The following is a 25,934-nucleotide window of genomic DNA, read 5'->3' on the forward strand; positions in this document are numbered from 1 at the left end:
ATATTTTTTGTATCATTTTAATCTATATTCATTCTGTGACTGCTTGATGGAATAAGGATAATGGGATGACACAACGAATTGTAATGCCCGGATTGATGGAGATTGGCGCCGGAGCGCTGGACAAAGTTGCAGACATGATGGCATTGCTGGCCTGCAGCCAGCCCCTGATCGTAACGGATCAGGTGATGTCGGAGCTGGGGTATGTCAAGCGGGTTCAGAACTCGCTGGCGGCCAAAGGCATGGCTTGCGGTGTTTTTCTGGATACGGAGCCGGAGCCGACCGAAGCCTCGATTTTACCGGCGGTGGATCAGGTCGTGACTGGCCAGTATGACTGCTTGATTGCTCTGGGTGGCGGCAGTGCTATCGACAGTGCCAAAGCAATCGGGCTGCTGGCACAGCATGGCGGCAAAATGCAGGACTACAAAGTCCCGCATGTGGTGACAGAAGCCATTCTGCCCGTGATTGCGATTCCGACAACGGCAGGGACTGGCTCTGAGGTGACACGGGTGACCATTATCACGGATCAGGAGACGGACGAAAAAATGCTGTGCATGGGGCCGGGCCTGATTCCCCGGGCCGCAATCATCGACTATGAGCTGACGCTTTCGGTTCCGGCCCGGATTGCGGCGGATACCGGCATTGATGCGCTGACACACGCGATGGAGGCTTATGTCAGTGGCAAAGCCGGTGCATTTACCGATCAGCAGGCACTGGCAGCAATGCGTCTGATTGCGCCGAATTTACGTCAGGCGGTGAATCAGCCCGGCAATCATGCGGCTAAAGAAAAACTGATGCTGGGTGCGACCATGGCCGGAATGGCGTTTTCAAATGCTTCGGTCGCGCTGGTGCATGGTATGAGCCGTCCGATTGGCGCCCACTTCCATGTACCTCATGGCATGAGCAATGCCATGTTGCTGCCGGTGATCACTGAATTCTCAATTTCAGCCAGCCTGGAGCGTTATGCCGAATGTGCACGCGCCATGGGACTGGCAGACGACATCATCAGCGATCAGGAAGCGGTTGAGCGCCTGATGATTGAACTCAGACAACTGAATCAGGATTTGAAAGTGCCCACTCTGTCCGCATTCGGGATCAACAAGGCACAGTATTTCAGCCTGCTGGACACCATGGCGGAACAAGCGCTGGCTTCTGGTTCCCCGAATAACAACCCGCGTGTCCCCAGCAAGGAACAGGTCATTGAACTGTATGAAAAAGTATGGAGTGAAGGATGATTGGAAATTACATCAACAGTGAGCTGACAGCAGTGAACTCCGGACGCAGTCTGCCTGTGACGGATCCGGCAAACGGCACCGTGATTGAGGAAGTCGGTTTATCCAGTGTACAGGAGACTGAACAGGCGATTGCAGCGGCCGAAGCAGCATGGCCGGCATGGGCGCAGATGACTCCCCTGAATCGCTCCCGGATCCTGTTTCGTTTCAAAGCATTGCTGGAACAAAACATGGACGAACTGGCGGCGCTGATCAGTCGTGAACATGGCAAAGTACACAGCGATGCCCTCGGGGAATTGACGCGCGGGCTGGAAGTGGTGGAGTTTGCCTGCGGGATCCCGCATTTGCAGAAAGGGGAGCACAGCCGCAATGTCGGTTCCGGGGTGGATTCTTATTCGATGATGATGCCGCTCGGCGTGTGTGCCGGTATCACGCCGTTTAACTTTCCGGTCATGGTGCCGATGTGGATGTTCCCGATTGCACTGGCTACCGGCAACACCTTCATTCTGAAACCTTCAGAGAAGAATCCCTCTGCGGCACTGAAGCTGGCAGAACTGCTGACAGAAGCTGGACTACCCAAAGGGGTGTTCAATGTTGTTCAGGGCGATAAAACCTCGGTGGATGTGCTGCTTCGGGATCCGCGTGTCAAAGCAGTCAGTTTTGTCGGGTCCACGCCGATTGCTGAATATATCTATGCCGAGGGCTCGGCACATGGCAAGCGGGTTCAGGCCCTGGGCGGAGCGAAAAATCACTTGGTGGTGATGCCGGATGCGGATCTGGATCAGGCGATGAACGCCCTGATGGGCGCCGCTTTCGGGGCCGCCGGTGAGCGTTGTATGGCGGTTTCTGTCGCCGTGGCGATTGGCGATGAGGTCGGCGACCGGCTGGCCGAGAAACTCACCGCCCGCATTCGCGAGCTGAGAGTGGGGCCGGGCTACGGGCAGGCGGTTGAGAATGAAATGGGGCCGCTGATCACCGAGGATCACATGAAGAAAGTGAGCGGTTACATTGATCAGGGCGAGGCTGAAGGGGCCACGCTGCTGGTGGATGGCAGAGATTACCAAGTGCCCGGTTATGAAAGCGGTTATTTTGTCGGCGGGACGCTGTTTGATCAGGTCACCCCGAAAATGACGATTTACCGGGAAGAAATTTTCGGCCCGGTTCTGTCCCTGTTGCGGGCGCAGTCGCTGGATGAAGCCTTGGCGCTGATCAATGCCCATGAGTTCGGTAATGGCACTGCAATCTTTACCGCTGATGGTGAAGCCGCCCGCCGTTTCAGCGATCAGGTTGAAGTCGGCATGGTTGGTGTTAATGTACCGATTCCGGTTCCCATGGCATTCCATTCATTTGGCGGCTGGAAGCGTTCTCTGTTCGGACCGCTGCACATGCACGGCAACGATGGGGTGCGATTCTTTACCCGGATGAAAACGATCACTACCCGCTGGCCGAAGCACCAGCAACAAGGGGCTGACTTCATCATGCCCACCATGAAATAACCCCTCATCTGAGCGGCTTCCCAATGCAGGAAGCCGCCTGTTTGCAGCGTTGTGATGCTGCACTGTCGTTGGCTCAGTCTTGCAGAAATTATAAATAACCCGAGTTGCTGGTGGCCGGGTTGAGGGGTTCCCTATGCTGTTTTCCCCGCGGTTCAATTCGACGCTGGTGATTTTCTACACACGCATGGAGAACATTCATGGCTGCATTACGGAAGCGATTTCACTGCTACCCCGGCGGTTGGATATCCGGTGTATTGTAAGTGACTCTGGGCACCATGTCTCATTTTCGTCGTTCCCGCGAAGGCGGGAACCCAGTGACGTTGATGCGCTGAATTCTCGTCTGGGCGCTGTGAACGATTCTGCAGAATGACTGAACCTTGCTGGGATTTGATTTGTTCAATGATGATTTTCGTGTGTTTGTAGCCCGGCGCTTTATGGATTCCCGCCTGCGCGGGAATGACGGTAAGGCGATGAATTTAAAGTGATTTGTCGTTCCCGCGAAGGCGGGAACCCAGTGACGTTGATGCGCCGAAGCCACGTCTGGGTGCTGTGAACGATGCGACAGAACGGCTGAACTTGGCTGTGATTTGATCTGTGCAATGATGTTGTGAATGCGCTCTGAGTCCTGCGCTCTATGGATTCCCGCCTGCGCGGGAATGACAGTAATCGTATGAATTATATAAAATTTGTCGTTCCCGCGCAGGCGGGAACCCAGTGACGTTGATGCGCCGAAGCCTCGTCTGGGTGCAGTGAACGATTCTATAGATTGACTTGAACCTTGCTGGGATTTGATCTGTTCAATGATGATTTTCGTGTGATTTTATTCCAGCGCACCATGGATTCCCGCCTGCGCGGGAATGACGGTAAGACGATGAATTTAAAGTGATTTGTCGTTCCCGCGAAGGCGGGAATGACGGTAAGGCGATGAATTTAAAATGATTTGTCGTTCCCGCGAAGGCGGGAACCCAGTGACGTTGATGCGCCGAAGCCTCGTCTGGGTGCAGTGAACGATTCTATAGATTGACTTGAACCTTGCTGGGATTTGATCTGTTCAATGATGATTTTCGTGTGTTTGTAGCCCGGTGCTCTATGGATACCCGCCTGCGCGGGAATGACGGTAAGGCGATGAATTTAAAATGATTTGTCGTTCCCGCGAAGGCGGGAACCCAGTGACGTTGATGCGCTGAAGCCACGTCTGGGCGCTGTGAGCGATTCTACAGAATGACTGAGCCTTGCTGGGATTTTATCTGTTCCATGATGATTTTCGTGTGATTTTATTCCAGCGCACCATGGATTCCCGCCTGCGCGGGAATGACGGTAAGACGATGAATTTAAAGTGATTTGTCGTTCCCGCGAAGGCGGGAATCCAGTGACGTTCAAGCGCCGAAGCCACGTCTGGGTGCTGTGAACGATGCGACAGAACGGCTGAACTTGGCTGTGATTTGATCTGTTCAATGATGTTTTTCGTATGATTTTATTCCAGCGCCCTATGGATTCCCGCCTGCGCGGGAATGACGGTAAGGCGATGAATTTAAAATGATTTGTCGTTCCCGCGCAGGCGGGAACCCAGTGACGTTGATGCGCTGAAGGTTCGTCTGGGTGCAGTGAACGATTCTATAGATTGGCTTGAACCTTGCTGGGATTTTATCTGTTCATTGATGTTGTGAACGCGCTTTGAGCCCGACGCCTTATGGATTCCCGCCTGCGCGGGAATGACGAAATTAAGTATTTTCGATGTGGGGGAAATGCGCGGGAATAACGGTTTTTTGCTTTGGCGATATATAAAGGGAATCACAACCCCAGGGAAAAATTCATGGATGAATTTTTAGGTTGTCGGCGCCGGGAGCGCCTACAACCGGCCCGGCCCACATGAGAGAAAAAAAGGCATTTCTGGGTACGCTTTGTGCCAGCAAAGCGTATCTGGCGCGCATTTAAAATGCTGAATTTGGCACTGCTCTCAAGCGCGCCATATCTCCATCCCAATGATTCAGGCCGGATTTATCCCTGATACGTCCCACGAACCGGATAGTTGTTTTCCGGTGTGCGCAGCCACTGCAGGCCCGCGACCAGAGTTTTCAGATCGGGTCTGGCGAAGGGGATATTGGAGTAATCTGCAATTTGAATCTTGCCTTCCGCATTGATGACAAACAAACCGGGTTCCGCAAAGACATGATCGGTTTCCTGAGCGGAGCGGGGTTCAGACAGATAAAGCCCGAGTGACTGGGCCTGCGCAATGGTGAGTCCGTAGGCAATCGGGAACGAGACATCCAGTGCTTCAAGATGGGCTTCCAACTGTGCCTGACTGTCCATGGAGGCGGCGATGATATCCACTCCGATTTCAGCCAGATCAGCTTTCAAGGTCTCTAACTGATTCAGGTAACGGGTACAGAGCGGGCAGTGCTTGCCACGATAGATCACAACCAGCCGCCAGTCTGCGCCTTGGGCTGGCGTCCCCAGAGAGATGGATTGACCAGAACGCAATTGTACCGGGATTGATGGAAAAGGCGTGCCGGGTTGAGGTTGATTGAGCGCCATGACATGTGTCCTTCGTTTTCATTGAAATCTGTTGGGTCATTAGAACGGGATGGGTCCGATTTATTTCAGTCGGCATGGTTAGATTGCGAAACGGTGACTTGTGGCAAAACAGCGCGCTCACAGCGTCGTTCGTGAACCTGTTATTGATCAGCACCAATGAAGTGTATAACCTGATTCAAAAAGAAATCGATTGAAGCCCATGACGACAAATAAGCCCGCGGCCCGGAAAGAAAAAGGGTCGACCATTGAACGTGTCTTGCAAATTCTGTCTTTTATTTCTGAACATGAAGGTCAGTATGATCAACATGAACTCGCAGAAGCAATGGACTTGCCGAAACTGGCGATCGGAAAACTGGTGGCTCAGCTGAAAACGCTGGGCATTTTGCGCGAAAATATGCTCAGAAAAATCATCGCCGGGCCAGAATTCCGCCAGATGGCTCTGGCCGTATTACGCAATAAGGTTTTTGCATCCCAGCGAACCGCGGTGTTAGAGAAACTGTCTGCTCAGATTGGGGAAACCTGCGGTGTTTCTGTGCCGAACGGCATCGAAATGCTTTATTTTGAGCGGGTTCAGACCAATTGGCCGCTGCAAATTAACCTGCCGGTTGGCAGCAGTGTCCCGCTGGCCGCCACGGCATCCGGAAAATTGTATCTGGCGACCCTGCCGGATCATGTTCGGCAGGTGATTCTGGATAATATCGCGCTGGAAGTCTTCACAGCACATACTCTGGTTGAGAAAGCGCAGCTTGAGCAGGAACTGAAAACCGTGCGAGCGCTGGGTTATGGCCGCGATAATGGCGAGTTTATTGATGGCATGGCTGCCGTGTCTGTGCCCATCGCACGGGATGGTTTAACGTTGGGCTATCTGTTCTGCCACAGCCCGATGGTGCGGCAATCGCTGATGGATCTGGAAAGCCATCTTCCGGCGATGCGGGAAGCCGCAGAAGAAATGATGGATCTCATGCTCACAGATGGCTGATCGTCGTTTTTTACTGCGACATCAGAAACTGCTGAAGCTGATCCCGTGTTCGCGACAGATCCGGTAAGAAAGTCAGTAACTGATCCAGATTCTTCCGGGTTTTCGGACAATGGCAGAACAGAGAAGCCAGAAACTTCCCGTCTTCCGACAATACCGGAATCGCCACAGCCACCAGTCCATCGATGAATTCTTCGTTATCCACACTGACCTGACGACCCCGGATCAACCGGAGCTCCTGTTCCAGGTTTTCCCGCTCTGTGTGGGTATTTTTGGCTAGCTTGATGAGATCGGTCTGATCAAAAATCCGGTCACGCTGCGCTTTGGTCAGTGTGCTAAGGAAGAGTTTGCCGGATGCTGTCGCCCAGACCGGTGTTTTCATACCCAGCGGAAGCACAATTTGCAGCGGCCAGTTGGTCTGAATCCGCTCGTGATAGACCATCCCATTGCCATCTGGAATGGCGATGCCGCAGGTTTCATTCACCCGCCGGGACAACCCGTGTAAAATCGCCTGCAACTGAGCGCGGCGCTCATTATGGTTGTTCAGGTTCAGCGCAATCCGTTTGAGTTCAGCGCCCGGATACACATTCCCCCGCTCATCTGCAGTCAGAAATTTTTCTTCATCCAACTGCTGAACCAACCGGTGATACGTCGGTTTAGGGATCTCAGAATGAAAGATCAGATCCGGCAAGGGCACGGGCTGCTCATGGCCGGCAGTCTGCGTCACAATTTCAATAATACGGCTGACGGCGTTGGCTTTATTTTCATTTTCCATTCTGTCTGAACTCGTTCGCGCCTGAATGCCGGGAATTATAGCCCGTCCGCCTGAACGCTAAAAGGTTGATGCAACAGTGCATCGTTAAAGACAGGCTCAGTTTTTCCCGGAAAAGGCGACGGGATCACAAAGGTCCGGCCCGACAGTGGCTGCTCACTTCGTTCTGCATCCGACATGCTAAACCATCCGGTTGTTATATAAAGCTGATCAAGGTGCGGGCCACCAAAGGTGCAGCGGGTGGCATGCCTGACCGGGAGTTGAATTTGATGAATGTGCTGACCCTCGGGATTGAAAACACTCACCCGGCCCTGATTCCAGTGACACACGAAAAGGTTACCCGCTGAGTCTGTGGTCAAGCCGTCGGGTAACCCCGCGTCGTCCGGTAGCTGGATGAAGACCTGTTTGCTGAGCACTTCAGACCAGTCATCACGCATCTGTAACCTCATCACCTGACCACAAAACATATTCGCGACGTAGGCGCGTTGCCGTGCAGAATCGAATGCGATGCCGTTGGCAACGGCATAGCCTTGGTCTAACTGCGTGATCTGATGGTGCCGGGCATCGTAGCGGTAGACACAGCCATCCGGCCGCTCGAGAACGGTGTCGTTCATAGAGCCAAACCAGAGATCGCCATTGGGGCAATTTACAGCGTCATTGAGGCGAAGGTCTGGTTGGCCTTCAGTCGGATCACCCACGAATTCGAAATCACAAAACCGGGCATCACACCGATACAATCCCTGTTTGGTGGCGACCAGCCAGCCGCCGTTTGATGTCGGCGCAATGGCCGTTGCAGGGACAGGCACAAGTCGGGTGTTTTCATGCTGGTTTGCAGGAAAAAACTGGTGGATACAGTTGCGCTCCGTATCGACCCAATACAGGCATTGTTCCGATGCGATCCAGATCGGCGATTCGCCAATCTCTGCGAGCGTTGTGTGGATCGGTACAGCTTGATGAGAAATCATGAATTCAACCTTAAATGATATAATTTGTATCACTATAGGTTTAATTGGTCGTGATGGCTGGATTTCGTTCAAAAAAAGAAACCCTGCTCACAGAGCAGGGTTCCGGGGTGCGTCAGTGTGAAAGCAGGGGGAAAGAATTACCAGCGGTAATTCAGGGTCGCAATCACGCTGCGCTCTTCACCGTAGTAGCACCAGTAGTCACACGCTGAGACATATGCTTTGTCAAACAGGTTACTGACGTTGAGCTGGGCTTGCCATCGACTGTTGATGTCATACTGCGCGCGCATGTCAAAGACGGTATAAGCGGGTACGTTGAGCTTCTCTCCGGAAAAGTAGCCGACAGATGAACCGATGTACCGGACCGCGCCACCAAGCGTCAGAGCTTCCACACCAAACTGAGCAAAGTTGTAATCAGCCTGAGCTGAGGCCATATGGCGCGGGATCAGGGCAGTTTGCTGTTTAGGAGCCCCTTCAGACGGATTATATTGACTCTTGTTGTAGGTGTAGTTCACCGCCAGTGTCATCTCCTCAGTTGGCTTGAGGATACTTTCTACTTCAACGCCTCTGGAGCTCACTTCCCCGGCCTGTGTCTGTGCACTGGAGGTTTCGGAAGTGACCAGACCGTTGTTTTGTTCAATGTTAAACACGGCAAGATTCACGTAACCGTCGACAAACGCTGGTGTATATTTCACACCCGCTTCAACCTGTTCCCCTTCCAGCGGTTTGTAAACTTTGTTGGTCGTCGGGTCGATGGATGCAATCACCTCGAAAGATTCAGCGTAACTGATGTAAGGAGAAAGCCCGATATCAGACAGATACATCAGTCCGCCGCTCAGCGAAAAATTGTCGGTTGAAATGTCATCACCGTCGTTTTTCACGCTGACATCATCAAACCGGCCACCGATGGTTGCAATCCACTTTCCGTCAAACTTCAACTGATGTTTTGCATACAGGCTGGCTTGTTCTTTTTTGATTCGGGCATAGGTTGTTGCATTAGGATTGGCGGGGGTAAATTGCCCGTACACAGGATCAAAGGCATTGATCGTTCCCATATTTGCACTGTTGTTCGAACCATCTTTGTTTTTGAAGTACTGGAGATCCAGTCCCATTAGCAACGTATTTTCAGTTCGATCCCCATACCAGGTGCCAATCACCTGATTATCCAGACTGTAGCTGTCGGCTGTGCCGTCTTTGTACGTCAGCCCCCGCGTAAGATCGGCTGAACTGTCGCTGCTGAAAGCATACGTGCTGCGCAGCAGCAAATCCGTGTGGGCATATCGTGCATTCTGCTTGATGTTCCAGGTATCGTTCAACTGATGGCTTAATTCGTAGCTCAATGCAATTTGTTTGTTTTGATTAATGTCGTAGTCCGGCTCTCCCAGATTGGTCGACGGATCAATCTTACCCTGCGGTGTATCTGTTAAGGTGCCGTAAATCGGGAAGAACGGGTTGGTTGGCACCCCCTTGTCTTCCTTGTAGCTCGCCAGGAAAGTGATCGTGGTGTCGTAAGAGATGTCCCAGGTCAGGCTCGGCGCGAAGTAGTACCGGTTGTTATAAGTGCCATCCAGCGTACCGTCACGCTCACTGGCCAGACCGACCAATCGATAGCGCACGCTGCCGTCGTCATTGGCATCGTCCGAAATGTCGACGCCCAGACGTTTCAGGTGACGGTTCCCGGTCTGGAATTGAATATTGCCTTCCGGCGTATCGGTCGGACGTTTGCTGATCGCGTTCACAACACCACCCGGAGGGGCTTCACCATAAAGCACAGACGCCGGACCTTTCAGAATTTCAACCCGTTCAAGACCGAACGGCTCCAATGTCCAGACATAATAGCCCGTCGTGAAAAGGCGGTTCCCGTCTAAATAAGTGGCTGCATCGAAGCCACGGACTTTAAACCAGTCTGTGTCTGTATCTGAACCATAAGGTGAGGAGAGTACACCGGCCTGATAGCGGAGCGCTTCATCCAGTTTCTGGAATTGGTTCTTCTCCAGATTTTCCTGATCAACAATTGCCATCGTGCGTGGTGTTTCCGCCAACGGCGCTTCCACTTTGAGTGTTGAAGCCGTCACCACAATGGTTTCAAGATCCGTTTCAGCGACGGTGTTGGCTGCATCTTCGGCCATGGCTGGCAGCGTGAAAGCAAGCAGCGAAGCAGGCAGGCAGATCATTTTGATGGACGCACCAAGCCGACTCAGGCTTGGATGGGAGTGAGTCGAAGTCATTTGGATACCCTGAACAAATCGTAAAAGTATTCGAATTAATAATTATTTTGATTTGCGATTATACTGATCGTTTAGGTACGAGGTGTGACTTTGATCAAGTTTTTATGTCGATTGAGCATAAAAAATCAATAAAACACAGATTTATGCTATTAAATACTGATCTTGATGCATAAAAAGTTCAATGGAATGTATCGGTCAGGTCAATGAAATGGGTATAACGGCGGCATAAATATTCAAATGATTTAATGTTTTGTGTGCTTTTTAGACATTTTCCGCATGAAATGCTGAAAAAATTCATACTTTGATGACAAAGCGTTCACAATCAATACCACTATCATTATATTGGTGGGACATTGATGTGAACGGACAAGCCAGTATGAAATTATCCATTGCAAGGAAGCTGAGGATAAGCTTCCTTTTATTGACCGCACTTTTCCTAGCGGCTGCGATTCTTCTTTATCTTCAGGTGTCTAAAGTCGAAACCCACGCGAACTCATTGCTGAGTGTGGATTTGCCGACCGTTGATGCCAGCCGATCACTTCAGCAAAATGCAGAATTTTCTTTATCCAGTTTGCGGGCCTATATGCTGGCTGCTGATGAAGTGCGTCAGGACAGATACCGTCAGCAGATGGATGATGCATTTGCCAAGGTTGATGAAGAGTTAACGCGATTAGCGCAGCATCTGACTCAGGAACAATTGGATTTGGTTCGCATGGACTGGGCGTCCCTGAAAGCCAGTGAACTGGCTGTCGCGACCCTGAGCCATACCCCAGAGAATTTACCGGCACATCATCTGCTTCAGTCTGAAGCGGCACCGCTGGCAGAAGTCGCGCTGGATCAGCTCCAGGCCATGATTAACGAAGAAGAAGGAAACCTGATTGGAGACGATCGGAAGCGTCTGATGAAGCTGTTTACCGATGCCTACACGACTTTATCGAACGGGGTCGGTGAGCTGCGCGCGTTTCTGATCAATGCGAATCAGGAGAATCTGGATAAATTTGAGGATTACTTACGCCAGAATAACCGCGCTGTATCTGAAATTGATCGCAAGAAAGACAGTTTGAGTGACAGCCAGCAGAGCCTTTGGGCCCTGTATAAAGAAATGCAGGACTTGTATTTGCCGATGGCGACGGATGTGGTCATGCAGCGTCAGGCACAGGACTGGAATAAAGCGTATTACCAGTTAGAAACTGAAACGCTGCTGGCTGTTGAGCAGCTGGCAATGACGATTGACACCGTTGTTCAGGAACAGCAAACCGTTGCGACTCAGAGTGGTGAAGCGATCAGCAGCAGTGTTCAGAAAGTGGTGATGTTGCTGATTGCCATTTCGGCCATTGCCAGCTTGTGTTCATTGGTGATTGCAACCTGGCTGGGCCGTGACATTGGGACACGCCTGCGCAGCGTGGTTCAGCGTGCCGAAGAAATTTCTCACGGTGATTTCTCAGGGCAGGCCATGACGAACCGGGGCTCTGATGAGATTGCGACCTTGATTGAAGCGGTGAACCGGATGTCAGTTGCCTTATCCGGGCTGGTCACCGGGGTGTCGAATCAGGCAAATGCCGTGAATGCCAGTATGGATCAGTTACTGGCCACCAATTTAGATACAGCCGGTGAGGTCAGTGAGCAGGCAGAGCGGATCAACTCGGTTGCCACTGCGATTGAAGAGATGTCCGCAACGGCGCACGAGACGGCTCAGAACACCCAACTGGCGTCGGAAGATCTGGTGAACGCTTCGTCATTACTGACGAACGGCGAGCAAGCGCTGACACAGAACCATGAAACGGTTTCAGAGCTGAACGCATTAATCAGTCAGGCAAGTGACATGGTGCAGCAGCTCAGTGCTGACAGCGATCGGATCGAACATGTCACAGAGGTGATTCAGGGCGTTGCGGAGCAAACCAATCTGCTGGCACTGAATGCAGCCATTGAAGCGGCCAGAGCCGGTGATCTTGGCCGTGGTTTCGCAGTGGTTGCTGATGAAGTGCGTTTGCTGGCACAACGGACGACCGAATCAACGACAGAAATTAACGCCATTGTTGAAGCGATTCAGGGATCGACCCAGCAGGTTGTGAAAGTGATTGAGCAAAGTCAGTCACTGGTGAAAGTCGGGACGGAGCAAACGGCAACGGCCAATGAAATGCTGCGCGATACGGTGCGTTACATGAATGAAGTTTCTCAGAAAGTCAGTGATATTGCCGTCGCCACCGAGCAGCAATCCAATGTGTCACAGTCTGTCGCCGAGCTGGTGCATCAGTTGTCCGCTTCTGCGGATGATGTCTCCGGAAACTGCACTGTTGCCAACCAGACGTCTCAGGTCATTCAATCGCAGGTCGAAGATCTCAATCACGCCATGAAGAAATTTGTGGTTTAACCCGAAGTTTGCCTGCTCTCATTCAAAGCCCGGTATTGATAAACTGACCGGGCTTTTTTGGATTTGAGACCTAAGTCGAACACACGAACCACGAACTCGCGTTGGCGGTGATATAAGCTTCGTTATGCCACTCCAGAGGCTCGAGATAAGGCGCGGTTCGAATATCCCCTCTGAATTTCTCAGTGATCAGCACCCGGACTTTGCCATTCTCTGAATTTTGCACGGTTCCCCGGTAGGTATACCCCGGATTTCCCCGGCCGGGTTTTTCAAACAAGCAGACACGTTCACCAATGCTGGTGTAAATATGTTCGCTTTCGGCCGTCCAGGTACCGTTGCTGCCAGGCGCTTTGGCTGCTTCGGTCTGGATAATGGTTTCCGGAGGAACGTCCACCAGCTCCCGGTCAATCGTATAAGGCTGATAGCCGAGCGCCATGGCAGATAAGTACCATTCATTGTCTGGAGCACCATCATTTTCAATGACTTTTAACGTGACAAAAGGACCATCCAGACAAAGGTCGGCCCATTGTTCTGTACTGTTGATGGCCGCGAAAAAGAGCGGACGTTCCGCTTCAGTATTCGCCTCGGCGACACACCAGGAGCCGGATTGGAGATGCACCATGTTGCCGCCGTTGGCATCGCACACCTGTTTGGCCAGATTCTGATATGCCGCGATATCTTCGCGAGCCTGTTCAGGGGCAGCACTGCAATAACGATAAGTATAGGAATAGGCACTCTTCGGATAGTACCTTCCCTGGTCAATGACTGCGCCATTGATCCGGGCTTCACTCTCACTCAGAAACTCCTGGGTCGTGCCATACATGCTGTAGGTGCTGCCAAAACCCAGTGAACGGGGCAGGCTGCTGCAACCTGTCAGCACCAGAAATCCCGCCATGAAAATACCAATACGATAAGGGGTGTGTTGCATATCCGATCGGCCCGTTTCCTAACATGATGTTAATTATAGGAAAAAAGAGACAAAAGACATTGCATTAAGGCTGAGATCTTTGCACAGCTTTTACTGACTTCACATTTGACTCTGTGTTGATTTTCTCAAGGGGTCGTATCCGTCCAGTCAGTTTGCCTGGCAGGGGATTGGGTTGCAGATCGGTGACAGGGTCACTTATGGTGTCGCATGCATTGAGCGGGTCGTGTGCGTCCAAAGTACGAATCGATGACTGAACGAAACAGAATACGGCGCAAGGCCGTATTCTGAGCAAGGATTATTTCGTCAGTGCCTGATTCAGCCATTGATCAAAATGAGATTTCGGCAGGGCGCCATTCAGTGTGTCGACAAGCTGGCCTTGTCTGAACACCATGATGGTTGGAATACTGCGAATGCGATATTGCGCCGCCAGTTCTTGCTGAGCTTCCGTATCAATTTTGACAAAACGTGCCTGCCCGTTTCGCTCGGCAGCCACATCTTCAAAAATGGGCGCAAAGCCAACACACGGATGACACCAGGGGGCCCAGAAATCGACGATGACTGGCTGTTCACTTTGTAGCAGAGCCTGAAAGTTGTCTGGTGTGCCTTCCAGCGGTTTGCCGTCCAGCAGCGCGGCTTTACAGCTGCCACAGGTTGCGTTGTCATTCATGCGTGCCACCGGGACACGGTTCAGCCCTTTGCAATGCGGGCAGCGGGTTGTCATTGTCGACATGTTGATTTCCCATTGATATCCAGAATGTGCCTAATGTACTGAGAATTTGGCAGACAGGAAAGTGCTGTTCAGTCATTATACCAATCGCAGTAAATCACTGGTCATCCTAGCTTGTTAAAATGTTCGATCACTGCGTTAGATTTTTTGATTGTAGAATGACTACTGATCTAAAAAATCTGCCTTGTTCTCAAACATTTTTCCTGCGCTATTTTTGATCACTGACTTACCTTGATTGGTATTACTGCAATCGGTGAAACCGATGAATGCTTGCCGGGTCAGAAAGGTATCAAAGGCTAATGCCAATCGAATGCATTAGCCTGAATTTAGGAAGGTACTTCGAAACGTGTTGTTGTTACTGGAATCAGTGCAGTAAACCCAGCTCTTTGGCTTCCTCAATGGTGAGTCCGCATTCGCGAATATCGCGCAGCATTTCAATGCGGCGTCTCGCGGCAGCTTGTTGACGTTTATTGGCAGAGACTTTGGCTGTTGAGCCGGTCTCGTCTTGCTGATCCCACTTGTGTGTGGCGTCAGCCATATCTGAAAAATCAAGTGAGTTGATAGACACAATAACCTCCTGAAAGCATGATGCGTCGAAATCAGGCATATCTTTATCAGAGCTTTCTGGCGCCGACAAAGCAGATCAATCACGCTTTGTGAGCAAGGGCGGATTTGTGACAGGAAGTTGCGATAAGGCCAAAAATCAGCTTTGACAGGCGATGAAACCGGGGTATCTTTCGCCTTTTCGGCCTTGAATCTATGGGCTGGAAAAACGGTCAGTTCGGGTCAAAAAAAGCCAGTGAAAACGCACTAATGCCGATCGTTTAAGAGGGCTTGAATGATCCTGTGGCTGATAGATAATCCCTAATCACTTTGCTGGTTAGGGATTTTTTTATGTTTGCACAAGAGCTTGAATTGGCCTTTGAGTCTGTGGAAGAAAGTGGCTCATTTGATTCAGTTATCAATTTGCTTGATGTGGATTGGATAGAGCAATCCCTTTTTGCAACAGATAAAGTCAGCATTCGGCGCCGCCGATTGCCCGCTCAGCAAGCTGTTTGGCTCGTCATTCTCATGGGGTTGATGCGAAACCAATCCATCAAAGAGGTTTGCGGTTCAATGGATCTTGCGTTGCAGTCAGCAGGAACCAATACTTGGTCTCATGTTGCACCGAGTGTTCTGACTGACTGTCGAAAACGTCTTGGTGAAGCACCAATGGCTTATTTATTCAAGACATCCAGCGTTGCCTGGGGAGAGCAGGCATTATCCCGACAGGATGCTCTTGGACTGCATATCCTCGCCGTTGATGGTACTGTTTTTCGGTGCCAAGACTCACCTGAGAACGCAGACACTTTTGGGTTCATCTCTAAAACGATAAAACCTTACCCCCAATTACGCATGGTAGGACTGATGTCTACCTCAACAAGAATGCTGCTGGGAGTTGCCTTCGATGGCTGCGATGTCGGTGAAATTAGTTTGGCACAACGGCTTTTGATGGATATCCCGGATAACTCCCTGACATTGTTTGACCGCTGCTACTTTTCTGCAGAACTATTACTTAGCTGGCAACAATTTGGTTGTAATTCACACTGGTTAACGCCGGTAAAGTCTGGGCTTCGATACGAAGTTATCGACCGTTACAGTGATAATGATTTACTGATTGAGATGCCCATATCTCCACAGGCCAGAGCCAAAAATCCTACCTTACCAGACACATGGCGGGCTCGCTTGGTAACCTACCAACACCCGAAAGGAGAAATAAAAGGCTTTATCACTTCATTGCTGGATAAGGAAAAGTATCCAATGGAGCAATTGCTTTCAGTTTACTGGCAACGTTGGGAAATTGAGGAAAGTTTTGGTGAGCTGAAACAAACACAGCTTCAAAGTCATGTAACTTTACGGAGCCGCTTTCCAGAAGGGGTAAAACAAGAGCTGTGGGGAGCATTACTGGCCTATAACTTGATACGTTTGGAAATGGTTTCAATTGCAGAGGACGCCGAAGTTGAACCAACAAGAATCAGCTTCACAGCAGCAATCAGCTTGATAGACACTCAACTCAGAGTGTTGGCTGTGTTACCTGATGGTAATCTACCAAAGAAGCTGCAGCGAATGCGCGAAGATATAAAACATTTCATTTTACCCAAAAAAAGAAAGCACCGAACGTTCCCACGTTCGGTGCTACACGTACCTTGCCGTTATCCACTCAGATATAAGCGCTAGTGCTTATCCGAACGGCATTAAGTGAAAACGCACTGGCTTTGGTGTCTTGAAGCACACAGCGTGGCTTAACGGTTTTATGCTTACCGCAGCTGATCAACGACAGCACGAACAGCGGCCAGCATGTCCTGACCAAAGGCCAGACTGCGCTCCGGCGACCAGCCATAGAAGGCATCCGGCTGAATGTTATGGTCTTTAAATGGCATTTCTACTGTGTATGCCAGGCACTTGAATGCTTCCCCGACCCAGGCCGTCCCCATGCTCAGATTCGCTTCACCCGGCGCATCTTTATCGTAGCCCACATCATCCTGAAACTCTGGCGTGATGGTCAGCAGTGCCTGTTTGAAGTTGTGCTCCAGGGTTGCGTGACGCTCATCATAGGATGGGATCCCTTCACAACCTGCAACAAAGTTGTATGGAATCGCTTCGTCCCCATGAATATCCAGGAACATATCCACACCAGTCTGCTGCATCCGCTCGCGTACAACATACACTTCCGGGCTTTTCTCCAGGCTTGGGGACAGCCACTCACGGTTCAGGTTCACGCCCGCGGCATTGGTACGCAGGTGGCCGCGAATGCTGCCATCCGGGTTCATGTTCGGGACGATGTAAAACACGGCACGGTCCAGCAATGCGCGGCCAACGGTGTCGGTATCATCCAGTAACCGTTGCAGCAGACCTTCAATGAACCACTCAGCCATGGTCTCGCCCGGATGCTGGCGACCAATCACCCAGATTTTTTTCTTGGTGTCGTCTGGTTCGCCGACTGTCAGTAAACTGATATCGTTCCCGTCCAGTGTGCTGCCTAAAGTTTCCAGTTCACAGTTGAAGTTCATCTGCGCCTGATGCAGTAAATCCAGGTGGCGGTCATAGCTGTAAGGGGCAAAGTAAGCGAAGTACATGGAACGCTGTTCCGGGATCACCCGGAATCTCAGGGTGTCGCCATCGAACTCAGCCGGGATACGGAACCACTCTTCCCGATCATATGAAGCAACGACATCGTAATCTTTCCAGCCTTCCGGATACGCCGATGTGGCCAGATCCTGTAACTCGAAAGCATGTTCAACCTGAGCCTGAGTTTCCAGACGGAAGTGGAACCATTGGTAAAAATCAGACTGATGGTCTTTGTTGATCTTGAGTTGAATATCATCAGGTTGATCGGCTTTGACAACATGAATGTTGCCGCTTTCGAAATGACTAAAAATTTTCATTGCGCTGAACCTTATCAGGTAATTGAAGCCAAAAGGTTAGCATAGTTCTGGCAAGCGTTTCAGCATGTGGTTAAGCTGAGCCAGCTGCAAATGAAGAAGGGAAACAGAGCGTGACGTTGCATTATTCATCCCGGGCACTGATCCAGATTGCGGATCAGGTATTACTTGTGAAACGTGTTGGTGATTCGTTGAGTTTTTTGCCCGGCGGGCATGTTGATTTTGCTGAAGTGGCGGCGGCCACGGTCGTCAGAGAGATTTTTGAAGAGACCGGACTTGAAGCGCGGATCGGTGCGTTGATTGGTGTTGCGGAAAACGACTGGGTTGAAGGCGACCAGCATCAGACCGAAATCGCTTTAATCTTTCGGGCGACTCTGGCGGGGAGAACAGAAGCGCTGCCTGTCGTTTCGCGAGAGCCTCATCTGGAATTCTTCTGGGCCAGACTGTCCGAATTAGAAAGCTACGCGCTGCACCCGGTTGCGTTACGGGGAATCCTGAGAGCGGGCACCACTCAGTTTGAAGGTTTTGTGGCTTCAGATTTAGACGCATGATTCGTGTTTATTGATTTGATTTTACCCGATCTGCGCATTCAGGAACCGCCCAAACTTCGGGTTGGTTGTATATTGAGCAGTTGAACTTTTTTTACTTTACAGCGTGGCCAGTAACCCGTAATATTCGCCGAACTTACGGAGAGATGGCTGAGTGGTTGAAAGCACCGGTCTTGAAAACCGGCATACGTTAATAGCGTATCTAGGGTTCAAATCCCTATCTCTCCGCCACATTCGAAAGCCTCGTCGTCAGACGGGGCTTTTTCGTTTCGACGCTGCAGGAGCGAATCCGGGATTTGAAATCCCCCTATACCTTGTTCTGGCTCCGCCACATTCGAGAGCCTCGTCGTCAGACGGGGCTTTTTCGTTTTGATGCTGCTGGAGCGAATCCGGGATTTGAAAATCCCCCTATACCTTGTTCTGGCTCCGCCACATTCGAGAGCCTCGTCGTCAGACGGGGCTTTTTCGTTTTGATGCTGCTGGAGCGAATCCGGGATTTGAAAATCCCCCTATACCTTGTTCTGGCTCCGCCATCTTCAAAGAAACCGCTGATCACTCAGCGGTTTTTTTCGTCTGAATTTTCGTAAGAACGCTGGCATAAAGTCACAGACTGCGAGCGCAGTCAGAACGCCAGTTTGGCGCTGGTACAGCAGTGCCTATCACTTTCTTAACACTGTCTCAAAGTGTGCCATAATTTAATCCTTTTCTACTTTCCGGAATAATTGAAAAGTCTTTTATTTATAGTTACTTATCAACTCTGTCTCAATATTCTCAACAATGAGATAAGTGAACTTATTTGCTAGGTAGATAATTACAAGGATTGAGTGATATAGGAAAGCCGTCATGTGTTGTAATCCTCAGTTTGTGTTCTACACCAAAAAAAGCATTCAGAGTGATGCGCTGTGTAATGTGCTGAAAAATAGAGGGGCACTTGATATTGTGCAAGTGTCTGAAATTTCAGAATTAGAGTGCTTCGTGAGGCAAGGAAGCGCGATCTTGATTCTTGATGTCGAGGTTCCGGAAATCGATGCGATTCGTCTGCTGACGCAAAAGTTGTGGAAACAGTCGAACAAGTTGATTCTAGCGAATGTGCAATCCGATTATGACTATCAGCTCGTTCGCCAGTGGAAAAATTGCTATGGTATTTTTCCTCAGGACACCAGCTTTCAGTTTTGGATTGCCGGTGCGCAGAAAGTCGCATCCGGTGAATATTGGTTCTCACGTCAGGTGATGGCCGACTTAATTGCATTCTACAGGGAAGATATGCTGGAAAGGCAAAATGCAGTCAGTCAAAAACCAATGACGTTAACAAAAAGAGAAGAAGATATATTGAAGCTGATTTTGCAAGGTGAGAGCAACGCAAAAATTGCAGAGTTGCTTTTTCTGAGTGAAAGTACAGTGAAGACGCATTTATATAATGCGTTTAAAAAAATTGATGTCAAGAACCGTCGTCAGGCGCGCGATTGGGCCAGGGAACAGCTTTTCTTGCAACATTAATTGTCAATTTTATTCAATGATTATAACGAAGGAGGCAATGCCTCCTTTTTTATTTCTTTTTTTCTCAGCACATTCTGGTTTTGACCTTTGAGTTTCAAGTTTTGATGGCTGGTGAAGTGACATTCATACTTTTCTCATACTTTACGATGAAAAAGACACACTAGAATATTAAATAAGAGAGATGAGAAGCGGTGCTCGAGAATGTCAGACAACAAGATATTTCAAAAACAACTTGGAATCATATTGTGCCTGATGACGATGTCAGCATCCGCAAATGAAAGTGTGAGATTAAACTTGAAGGGTAAAATCAGTCAAAAGTGCAGTATTTACAATCTGATGGATTCTGTTGATTTATCTGATGTAACAGCAAAAACAATATCCTTCGGTTTTTATTGTAACTCGCCTTTTGATATATCGGTTTCATCTCAGAATGGCGGCTTAAAAAGTGGTGGTTATCTTGTTCGATATCAATACTCTTTAGAAATTCCAAAGGCTGGATTAAATATTCACGGTGAGAGTCAGCGAAGCAGGGCTCATGAAAAAATCGTCAATATTGAAAAAGTCCCCTTTGAGAGTCGGGGGCAGCTTCGGGTGAATCTTATCGACCAACTTGAAATGGCTGGCCATTATGAAGAAACACTGAAAATTAATTTGTATCCGAAAAGTCTTTTATGAACATTCATTTTTGTACCTGTGAGTGTTTGTAAGTGAGAGCAGTAAAATAAATATAAATGCGTTAATTATTAAACAATGATGGAGTTTATCATGAATAAGTTTATGTTATCAGCTGCAACAGTACTCGTTCTTTCTTCACTGTCTATGACTGCATATGCCGACGGACGTGACCGTGGCCCACAAAATGGTCGTAACTGTAATGGCGATGTCTGTGAGCTGAAAATTATCGCGGAAGTTGAAGAGAAGTGCTATTGCCGGTTTGATGGTATGGATTATGTCAACCTGGGCAAACTGAATGCCTGGAGTCCAACAACGTCACAATCCAAAAAGCTGAAAATTTACTGTAATACCCGTAAGGCTGATGTTCAGGTGAAAACCAAAAACGATGGTCTGAAAGGTCTGTATGATCACCATGGTGATGAAGATGTCGAATATGTCATCCAGTCGGGTAGCTACAAGTTTGATACCAAAGCAGATGGTCATAAAGGTTATCAAATGTTTGCCAACAACTTCATGGGCGATTCTCTGGACATCGTCGTGAAAAGCAAACCTTATGACTTTAAGAAAGTTAAGCCGGGTCACAAGTTTGACATCGCTTACTTCAAAGTAACCCCAGTGAAATACCATTAATTGATGCTGGGATAAAAAAGAGTGGGAGCAATGCTCCCACTTATTTCATCAGGAGGATTTATGCGCTGGTTATTCTTACTGCTGTTTTCAATGAAAAGTTTCGCCTTTGGCATTATGCCGGTCACGGTTGAGATTGGCGCATCGGGCAGTCTTGCTCAGCAAAAATTCATGGTCTCAAATGAGTTTGAAACGCCGCTTCAGGTTGAAATTGTTCCCATGGAACTCAAATGGGAAGACGACGGATATCGTGCCGTGCCTGCGGATGAAGACATTTTAATTCTTCCCGATACAGCCATGATCGCACCGGGGGCAACGCAGGCGGTAATGCTGCGATATCTTGGTGATCCCGCATTAACCCGCTCGAAAGCTTACGTGATCCAGTTTAATCAGGTCATGACGGAAAACAGTCAGAATCAACCGCAAGACGGCAGTCTGGTTTCTATGGCGGTGAGTTACGATGCCGTTGTGACGGTTGCACCGAACCGTGCCCAATCGAATTTACAGCTTGCCAGTGCCAAACATATCGGGAATGGCCAGTGGGAAGTGCTTATTGAAAATGCGGGTAACAAACACGGCTGGGCAACCAAGGCGGACTGGCTGATACAAACAGCGAAGGGCCCCGTGACCATTGCTGGTAAAGACATTGCGAATTTCATGGATGCAACATTTTTCCCTCCCTTAAGCTCAACCAAGACTATATTTAAGCTAAACAAAGACATAGTGGTTCGTGACCAGCTTTCATTGAAAGTGAAAGAAGTCAATTAAAGCGAAAGGATGAGGCATGAAATGGATGTTCATTGCGCTGCTGTGGGGTGTCTCGTGGGGATGTCTGGCACTTGAAGTTGGCCCGCTGGTTCATGAGATTCAGTCAGATGCTGCCGTGCGAAGCACAAAGGTCATGGTCAGGAATAATTCTGCTGCCACTCAGCTGGTCGATGCACAGGTGATGCAACTGCATTTTGAATCCGATGGTTATTCGGCATCCCCGGCCACCCGGGACGATCTGATTGTCATGCCACCTGCTTTTCGCATTGCGCCCGGACGTTCACAGGTATTGATGCTGATGTGGACAGGCACTGCGCCGTTAAAAGCGTCTCAAAGTTACAGCGTTCAGCTTTCAGCGATGAATCAGGACACTGAGAATCAACGGAATCATATTGCGATCCAGATTAACTACAACGTGATCGTGCATGTTGCCAGTGGTCAGCATCAGGAACGGCTTCAAAGTACCCCGATTTCGGTCAGGCAAACGCCCAATGGCATCGACTTTATGGTGCAGAATCTGGGCTCTAAATATACAAAACTCAGCCATTACGATTTAAGTTTTTCCAGCCCCGGACAGAATCAGCCAGAAATCTTAACCGGTGATGTGATCGCCAACAGTGAATCGGATGCGTTTATTCCTGCTGGGCAGACAACAGAAATTCATTTGCCGAAAGCACTCTTATCCGGCCGAACTTTTGGACAGGTCACACTGAAAAAGAGGCAGCCATGAGGAAAGGATGCTGTGCGCAAACGGTTGTCTTGTGCGGTCTGTTTTTGGGCAGCATCAGCGGTTTTGCGACAACAGATCTGGTCACCCCCAGAACCATTACCTTTTCCAGTTTGCTGAACTTTTACGGTCAGCCGGTTGGTGAGGCTGTGGTGAAAGTCACACCCGAAAAAAAACTCTTCGTCCAATACGACACCATCGCAAACTTCTTATCCCAGAAACTGACGCCCGAGAAGCTGTCGGAAATCCAGCCGCTTGTGAAAGACGGATTTATCAATAGTGATGATCTGGCGGTCCATCAGATTGATCTGGACCTCAGTGCTACCACACTTGAAACCTCGATTTCGATTCCCAAATCCATGCTGACCGACAGCGGACTGTATCTGTTTCAGGGGGATGAAACCCTTGTGAATGCAAGACCGATTGACGATTTCAGTGGCTATGCCAATTACTATTTATCTGCCAGTTATCTGAATGACGATCAAAGCGCACTGGACTGGTTTTCCAGTAACGTCATCGAAACCGGGTTGCGGTACCAGAAAATTAACCTGTTCAATGATTTTGCCTTCGATATTGATGATGAAGACAGTAATGTTTATCGTCTGCTGTCTCAGATCACTTATGATTTTCCGGATGAAGGGACCCGGATGACATACGGGGATTTGTTTTTCGGAACCTATGGCTTTCAGAGTGGCGAAAGTATTTTGGGTCTGAATATCAGCCGTGATTTTGGCATCATTCCAACGAAAAATGTTCGCCCGATTGCAAACCAGCAATTTGTGATTGAGCGCCCTTCCAGTGTGGATGTGTATATTGACAGTATTCTGATGAGAAGCATTCGTCTGTCGCCCGGCGCATACGATATTCGGGATCTACCGTTAACGACCGGGGTGAACAATATCCAGTTGGTCATCACCGATCCTTCTGGCCGCCAGGAAGTGATTCAATTCAATATCGCGACTGGGATCAACCTGCTGGCTGCCGGGGAATATGAATACTCGGTGTCCTTGGGCATTGACAGTGAATTGGTGGATGACCAACTGGAGTATGATAAAGAGGATTACGTTTTCTCAGCCGGGTTTGATTACGGGATCACCGAATCCGTGACGGCTGGTTTAAACATGCAGGCCAGAAAGCATGTCACGCAGGCGGGTGTGACCTCCGGATTTGCAAATGCTCTGGGTTTATTTGGGGCTGAGGCTGCTTACAGCCAGCACAAGGTACTGGATGACGGTTATGCTTTGCGGCTGAAGTATGACGCGTTTTCTCCATCTGAAGTGTTTACCTTCAATGCGCAATATGAATATTACTCTCCGAAATTTTCAAGTATCAGCGACAGCGAGATTGATAGCTTCGTTGAAAACCCGGATGGGGTCGAACATCGGGTCGATTTGTTTTACAACTATTTTCTGACGGACCGTTTGTCTGCAGGCATTGCCACCAATGCCCGCTATCTGTACAGCCATGATCTGGCTTATGCGGTCACGCCGACCCTCGCGGGTTCCTGGTTCGGAACGGCTGCCAGCTGGAATATCCGGGCGACGTATGAAAATGATGAGGATCCGGATACCGATGAATGGCAGTTCTTTCTGGCAACCTCTATCCCGATCGATGCCTTGCTCAATACGAATCATCAGATGAGCGCCAGTTATGACTCGGTCGATTCCCGCTCTCAGGTCCGTTACAGCTATAACGAAAATACGGGTTCGGTCGGCGGTGTCGGTGTATTTGCGCTGGTTGAAAATAATGACGATGAAAACTTTTCGGGCAGCGTGTCGGCCAACTATACCGGGAACCGGTACATCATGACATTTGATCACGATAGTCTGGTGGATGTCGACGGCAACTATTCAAACCTGAATCGGGTGGGCATTCAGGGTGCCACGGCATTCAGCGGTTCCGATTTTGCCATCGGGCGTCCTGTCAATGATGCCTTCGCCATTATCTCGGTGCATGATTCTCTGTCTGAAAGTCCCGTCATGATCAATCCGGAAGTCGATGGCACATTTGCCGTTCAGTCTGATTTTCTGGGGTCCATGTTGTATCCGAATATTGTGTCTTACCGGCCGCAGCGGATTGATTATGATGTGGAAGATTTACCCATAGGTTACGATCTGGGCGAAGGGGGTTTTGCGATTAACCCGCAACACGGCAGCAGTTATCGGTTAACTATTGGCTCCGACGCAAACATGACAGCCTTGGGGTACTTGTTTGATGTGAGCAACAAGCCGATTCCGCTGACCGAGGGACGTGCTGTCCATCAGGGCGATCCGGATTTTGCACCAGTTGATTTCTTTACCAACAGTAAAGGCCGTTTTGCGATTACCGGGCTGAAACCCGGCGCCTATCAGGTGAGTGTGTTTAGCCAGCAGCCGTTTACGTTTAACCTCTCAATCCCTGAAAGTGCCGGTAACATCATCCGGCTTGGTGAGATAAGGGCAGGACAATGAAAACTTACTTCATTTGCTTCATCCTGATGTTGGGCTCGGTGCCGGTGTGGGCAGCCAAAACGTGTCACTTGTCGTTGCAGAACATCCGACTGGAAAATTCAGGCAGGAATATCAATTACGATATGTTTGAGACGGGCAGTTTTGCTTTGATCCAGAATCACTTCATTGATATCAAAAATAACAGTCCTGACGGCGTGTGCGATACCGTGTTGCTGATCAAACCTCGGCAAAATGCGTTTCGGGGAGCACAGCGTTCGCAACAGTTGGAATATCAGATTCTGGCGGGGAGAAACTCGGGCGCTATTTATGAGAACGGGCTGGCGATTGTGATCCGAGATCTGAAGCCGAAAGAAATCAGAACGGTCGGTTATCAGCTGAAATTCGCTTCGCAGCAGTATGTGTCGCACGGCCAGTATCGTAATCTGTTTCAGTACTCAGCGGTCGAGTATCCGCTCAACAGAACCAATATCTACGATGAGACGAATGCTGAATTTCAGGTGCAAGTGAACAAAACGGCCCGTGTCAGTTTGTGGGGAACCAACGACCGCCATCAGTATCAGGTGGATTTTGGAGAACTGGAAACGGGCGAAACACGTCAGTTGACCCCGCAGTTGCTGGTTCAGAGTACGGCGGATTATTCGATTGAATTCCAGTCTCAGAATCGGGGCCACTTACGGCATGATTCCGGTGACAGCCAGTGGGATGTGGATTACGGCTTTTTCGTCAACAACCGGTCTGTCCCACTCCAGACGGGGCGCAGTTTACTGAGCTTCCGGCAGCCCGCCAGCGCAGTCGGTGACCGCTACTCGATGATGTTCCGCATCGGGAATGTCCGAAATAAGCCGGCCGGACAGTATGAAGATGTCATCACAATCACGGTGACCCCGTCTCTGGTTCATTAGGGTGAACCGTTGACTGATTCCTGCATCAGTCAATACGGCTTTGTGGCCGAATGAACCTCTGTTGTGATGGGGACGGGCCCCCATCGCAACAGAGACC

Annotated in this window: 21 protein-coding genes and 1 tRNA gene; 14 read left to right on the forward strand and 8 right to left on the reverse strand. The window is 49.7% G+C overall.

Annotation, left to right across the window (positions count from 1 at the left end):
* Window positions 1–65 precede the first annotated feature (65 nt).
* Window positions 66–1,232, forward strand: a complete 1,167-nt coding sequence (locus KDD30_RS17735; RefSeq protein WP_211651330.1) for an iron-containing alcohol dehydrogenase — start codon at window positions 66–68, stop codon at window positions 1,230–1,232.
* The gene (locus tag KDD30_RS17740) at window positions 1,229–2,725 is read left to right on the forward strand and encodes a CoA-acylating methylmalonate-semialdehyde dehydrogenase (RefSeq protein WP_211651331.1); all 1,497 of its coding nucleotides are present in this window, start codon (window positions 1,229–1,231) and stop codon (window positions 2,723–2,725) included. The genes KDD30_RS17735 and KDD30_RS17740 overlap by 4 nt, the downstream gene beginning before the upstream one ends.
* Window positions 2,726–4,723: 1,998 nt before the next feature.
* Here KDD30_RS17740 and KDD30_RS17745 read toward each other — a convergent pair.
* Window positions 4,724–5,260 carry a peroxiredoxin-like family protein gene (locus KDD30_RS17745; protein WP_211651332.1) on the reverse strand — a complete coding sequence of 179 codons (537 nt, stop codon included), beginning with the start codon at window positions 5,258–5,260 and terminating at the stop codon, window positions 4,724–4,726.
* 199 nt (window positions 5,261–5,459) lie between these two features.
* Between KDD30_RS17745 and KDD30_RS17750 the strand changes: the two genes are divergently transcribed.
* Window positions 5,460–6,239, forward strand: a complete 780-nt coding sequence (locus KDD30_RS17750; RefSeq protein ID WP_211651333.1) for an IclR family transcriptional regulator — start codon at window positions 5,460–5,462, stop codon at window positions 6,237–6,239.
* Window positions 6,240–6,249: 10 nt separating this feature from the next.
* Here the strand turns inward: KDD30_RS17750 and KDD30_RS17755 are convergent, their stop codons facing one another.
* The 3 genes from KDD30_RS17755 to KDD30_RS17765 all read right to left on the reverse strand — a co-directional run bounded on the left by KDD30_RS17755 (window position 6,250) and on the right by KDD30_RS17765 (window position 10,198).
* Complete coding sequence (locus KDD30_RS17755; protein WP_211651334.1) at window positions 6,250–7,011, reverse strand: IclR family transcriptional regulator; 762 nt, start codon at window positions 7,009–7,011, stop codon at window positions 6,250–6,252.
* Between the two features lie 35 nt (window positions 7,012–7,046).
* Window positions 7,047–7,973: an SMP-30/gluconolactonase/LRE family protein gene (locus tag KDD30_RS17760; RefSeq protein WP_211651335.1), complete on the reverse strand. Its 927-nt coding sequence runs from the start codon at window positions 7,971–7,973 to the stop codon at window positions 7,047–7,049.
* A gap of 137 nt (window positions 7,974–8,110) precedes the next feature.
* Entirely contained in the window at window positions 8,111–10,198 is a 2,088-nt protein-coding gene (locus tag KDD30_RS17765) for a TonB-dependent siderophore receptor (RefSeq protein ID WP_249199403.1), read from the reverse strand.
* Window positions 10,199–10,574: 376 nt separating this feature from the next.
* Here KDD30_RS17765 and KDD30_RS17770 point away from each other — a divergent pair, with 376 nt between their 5' ends.
* Window positions 10,575–12,569, forward strand: coding sequence for a methyl-accepting chemotaxis protein (locus KDD30_RS17770; RefSeq protein WP_211651336.1), 1,995 nt, complete (start codon window positions 10,575–10,577; stop codon window positions 12,567–12,569).
* A gap of 70 nt (window positions 12,570–12,639) precedes the next feature.
* On the opposite strand, the gene KDD30_RS17775 is transcribed toward KDD30_RS17770, so the two are convergent.
* The 3 genes from KDD30_RS17775 to KDD30_RS17785 form a co-directional block, all read right to left on the reverse strand.
* Window positions 12,640–13,494 carry a hypothetical protein gene (locus KDD30_RS17775; protein WP_211651337.1) on the reverse strand — a complete coding sequence of 285 codons (855 nt, stop codon included), beginning with the start codon at window positions 13,492–13,494 and terminating at the stop codon, window positions 12,640–12,642.
* Between the two features lie 295 nt (window positions 13,495–13,789).
* Window positions 13,790–14,224: a thioredoxin TrxC gene (gene trxC, locus KDD30_RS17780; protein ID WP_211651338.1), complete on the reverse strand. Its 435-nt coding sequence runs from the start codon at window positions 14,222–14,224 to the stop codon at window positions 13,790–13,792.
* A gap of 361 nt (window positions 14,225–14,585) precedes the next feature.
* Window positions 14,586–14,789, reverse strand: a complete 204-nt coding sequence (locus tag KDD30_RS17785; protein WP_211651339.1) for a hypothetical protein — start codon at window positions 14,787–14,789, stop codon at window positions 14,586–14,588.
* A gap of 326 nt (window positions 14,790–15,115) precedes the next feature.
* Here KDD30_RS17785 and KDD30_RS17790 point away from each other — a divergent pair, with 326 nt between their 5' ends.
* Window positions 15,116–16,438 (forward strand): IS4 family transposase, encoded by a 1,323-nt coding sequence (locus KDD30_RS17790; protein WP_211651340.1) that lies wholly within the window; start codon window positions 15,116–15,118, stop codon window positions 16,436–16,438.
* A gap of 80 nt (window positions 16,439–16,518) precedes the next feature.
* Here KDD30_RS17790 and KDD30_RS17795 read toward each other — a convergent pair whose 3' ends face one another.
* On the reverse strand, window positions 16,519–17,646 hold the full coding sequence (locus KDD30_RS17795; RefSeq protein WP_211651341.1) for a M14-type cytosolic carboxypeptidase: 1,128 nt from the start codon (window positions 17,644–17,646) through the stop codon (window positions 16,519–16,521).
* Window positions 17,647–17,756: 110 nt separating this feature from the next.
* On the opposite strand from KDD30_RS17795, the gene KDD30_RS17800 reads away from it, so the two are divergent.
* The 9 genes from KDD30_RS17800 (at window position 17,757) to KDD30_RS17840 (ending at window position 25,837) form a co-directional block, all read left to right on the forward strand.
* Window positions 17,757–18,194 carry an NUDIX domain-containing protein gene (locus KDD30_RS17800; RefSeq protein ID WP_211651342.1) on the forward strand — a complete coding sequence of 146 codons (438 nt, stop codon included), beginning with the start codon at window positions 17,757–17,759 and terminating at the stop codon, window positions 18,192–18,194.
* 137 nt (window positions 18,195–18,331) lie between these two features.
* A tRNA-Ser gene (locus tag KDD30_RS17805) sits at window positions 18,332–18,422 on the forward strand.
* 612 nt (window positions 18,423–19,034) lie between these two features.
* Window positions 19,035–19,688, forward strand: coding sequence for a LuxR C-terminal-related transcriptional regulator (locus KDD30_RS17810; protein WP_211651343.1), 654 nt, complete (start codon window positions 19,035–19,037; stop codon window positions 19,686–19,688).
* Window positions 19,689–19,889: 201 nt separating this feature from the next.
* Window positions 19,890–20,363, forward strand: coding sequence for a hypothetical protein (locus KDD30_RS17815; protein WP_211651344.1), 474 nt, complete (start codon window positions 19,890–19,892; stop codon window positions 20,361–20,363).
* 90 nt (window positions 20,364–20,453) lie between these two features.
* Complete coding sequence (locus KDD30_RS17820; protein WP_211651345.1) at window positions 20,454–20,993, forward strand: hypothetical protein; 540 nt, start codon at window positions 20,454–20,456, stop codon at window positions 20,991–20,993.
* Window positions 20,994–21,053: 60 nt separating this feature from the next.
* On the forward strand, window positions 21,054–21,758 hold the full coding sequence (locus tag KDD30_RS17825; protein ID WP_211651346.1) for a hypothetical protein: 705 nt from the start codon (window positions 21,054–21,056) through the stop codon (window positions 21,756–21,758).
* A 16-nt stretch (window positions 21,759–21,774) separates the two neighbouring features.
* Window positions 21,775–22,488 carry a fimbria/pilus periplasmic chaperone gene (locus KDD30_RS17830; RefSeq protein ID WP_211651347.1) on the forward strand — a complete coding sequence of 238 codons (714 nt, stop codon included), beginning with the start codon at window positions 21,775–21,777 and terminating at the stop codon, window positions 22,486–22,488.
* Window positions 22,485–24,935 carry a fimbria/pilus outer membrane usher protein gene (locus KDD30_RS17835; RefSeq protein WP_211651348.1) on the forward strand — a complete coding sequence of 817 codons (2,451 nt, stop codon included), beginning with the start codon at window positions 22,485–22,487 and terminating at the stop codon, window positions 24,933–24,935. The genes KDD30_RS17830 and KDD30_RS17835 overlap by 4 nt, the downstream gene beginning before the upstream one ends.
* Entirely contained in the window at window positions 24,932–25,837 is a 906-nt protein-coding gene (locus KDD30_RS17840; protein ID WP_211651349.1) for a hypothetical protein, read from the forward strand. The genes KDD30_RS17835 and KDD30_RS17840 overlap by 4 nt, the downstream gene beginning before the upstream one ends.
* Window positions 25,838–25,934 lie beyond the last annotated feature (97 nt).

Origin of the sequence: Photobacterium sp. GJ3, assembly GCF_018199995.1 — a bacterium.
Lineage (GTDB): Bacteria > Pseudomonadota > Gammaproteobacteria > Enterobacterales > Vibrionaceae > Photobacterium.

What these genes read in the sequence shown, in the direction of transcription:
- KDD30_RS17735 (WP_211651330.1), top strand. Translation starts at nt 66, where the DNA reads ATGACACAACGAATTGTAATGCCCGGATTGATGGAGATTGGCGCCGGA.
- KDD30_RS17740 (WP_211651331.1), top strand. Translation starts at nt 1,229, where the DNA reads ATGATTGGAAATTACATCAACAGTGAGCTGACAGCAGTGAACTCCGGA.
- KDD30_RS17745 (WP_211651332.1), bottom strand. Translation starts at nt 5,260, where the DNA reads ATGGCGCTCAATCAACCTCAACCCGGCACGCCTTTTCCATCAATCCCG.
- KDD30_RS17750 (WP_211651333.1), top strand. Translation starts at nt 5,460, where the DNA reads ATGACGACAAATAAGCCCGCGGCCCGGAAAGAAAAAGGGTCGACCATT.
- KDD30_RS17755 (WP_211651334.1), bottom strand. Translation starts at nt 7,011, where the DNA reads ATGGAAAATGAAAATAAAGCCAACGCCGTCAGCCGTATTATTGAAATT.
- KDD30_RS17760 (WP_211651335.1), bottom strand. Translation starts at nt 7,973, where the DNA reads ATGATTTCTCATCAAGCTGTACCGATCCACACAACGCTCGCAGAGATT.
- KDD30_RS17765 (WP_249199403.1), bottom strand. Translation starts at nt 10,198, where the DNA reads ATGACTTCGACTCACTCCCATCCAAGCCTGAGTCGGCTTGGTGCGTCC.
- KDD30_RS17770 (WP_211651336.1), top strand. Translation starts at nt 10,575, where the DNA reads ATGAAATTATCCATTGCAAGGAAGCTGAGGATAAGCTTCCTTTTATTG.
- KDD30_RS17775 (WP_211651337.1), bottom strand. Translation starts at nt 13,494, where the DNA reads ATGCAACACACCCCTTATCGTATTGGTATTTTCATGGCGGGATTTCTG.
- trxC (WP_211651338.1), bottom strand. Translation starts at nt 14,224, where the DNA reads ATGTCGACAATGACAACCCGCTGCCCGCATTGCAAAGGGCTGAACCGT.
- KDD30_RS17790 (WP_211651340.1), top strand. Translation starts at nt 15,116, where the DNA reads ATGTTTGCACAAGAGCTTGAATTGGCCTTTGAGTCTGTGGAAGAAAGT.
- KDD30_RS17795 (WP_211651341.1), bottom strand. Translation starts at nt 17,646, where the DNA reads ATGAAAATTTTTAGTCATTTCGAAAGCGGCAACATTCATGTTGTCAAA.
- KDD30_RS17810 (WP_211651343.1), top strand. Translation starts at nt 19,035, where the DNA reads ATGTGTTGTAATCCTCAGTTTGTGTTCTACACCAAAAAAAGCATTCAG.
- KDD30_RS17815 (WP_211651344.1), top strand. Translation starts at nt 19,890, where the DNA reads ATGTCAGACAACAAGATATTTCAAAAACAACTTGGAATCATATTGTGC.
- KDD30_RS17820 (WP_211651345.1), top strand. Translation starts at nt 20,454, where the DNA reads ATGAATAAGTTTATGTTATCAGCTGCAACAGTACTCGTTCTTTCTTCA.
- KDD30_RS17825 (WP_211651346.1), top strand. Translation starts at nt 21,054, where the DNA reads ATGCGCTGGTTATTCTTACTGCTGTTTTCAATGAAAAGTTTCGCCTTT.
- KDD30_RS17830 (WP_211651347.1), top strand. Translation starts at nt 21,775, where the DNA reads ATGAAATGGATGTTCATTGCGCTGCTGTGGGGTGTCTCGTGGGGATGT.
- KDD30_RS17835 (WP_211651348.1), top strand. Translation starts at nt 22,485, where the DNA reads ATGAGGAAAGGATGCTGTGCGCAAACGGTTGTCTTGTGCGGTCTGTTT.
- KDD30_RS17840 (WP_211651349.1), top strand. Translation starts at nt 24,932, where the DNA reads ATGAAAACTTACTTCATTTGCTTCATCCTGATGTTGGGCTCGGTGCCG.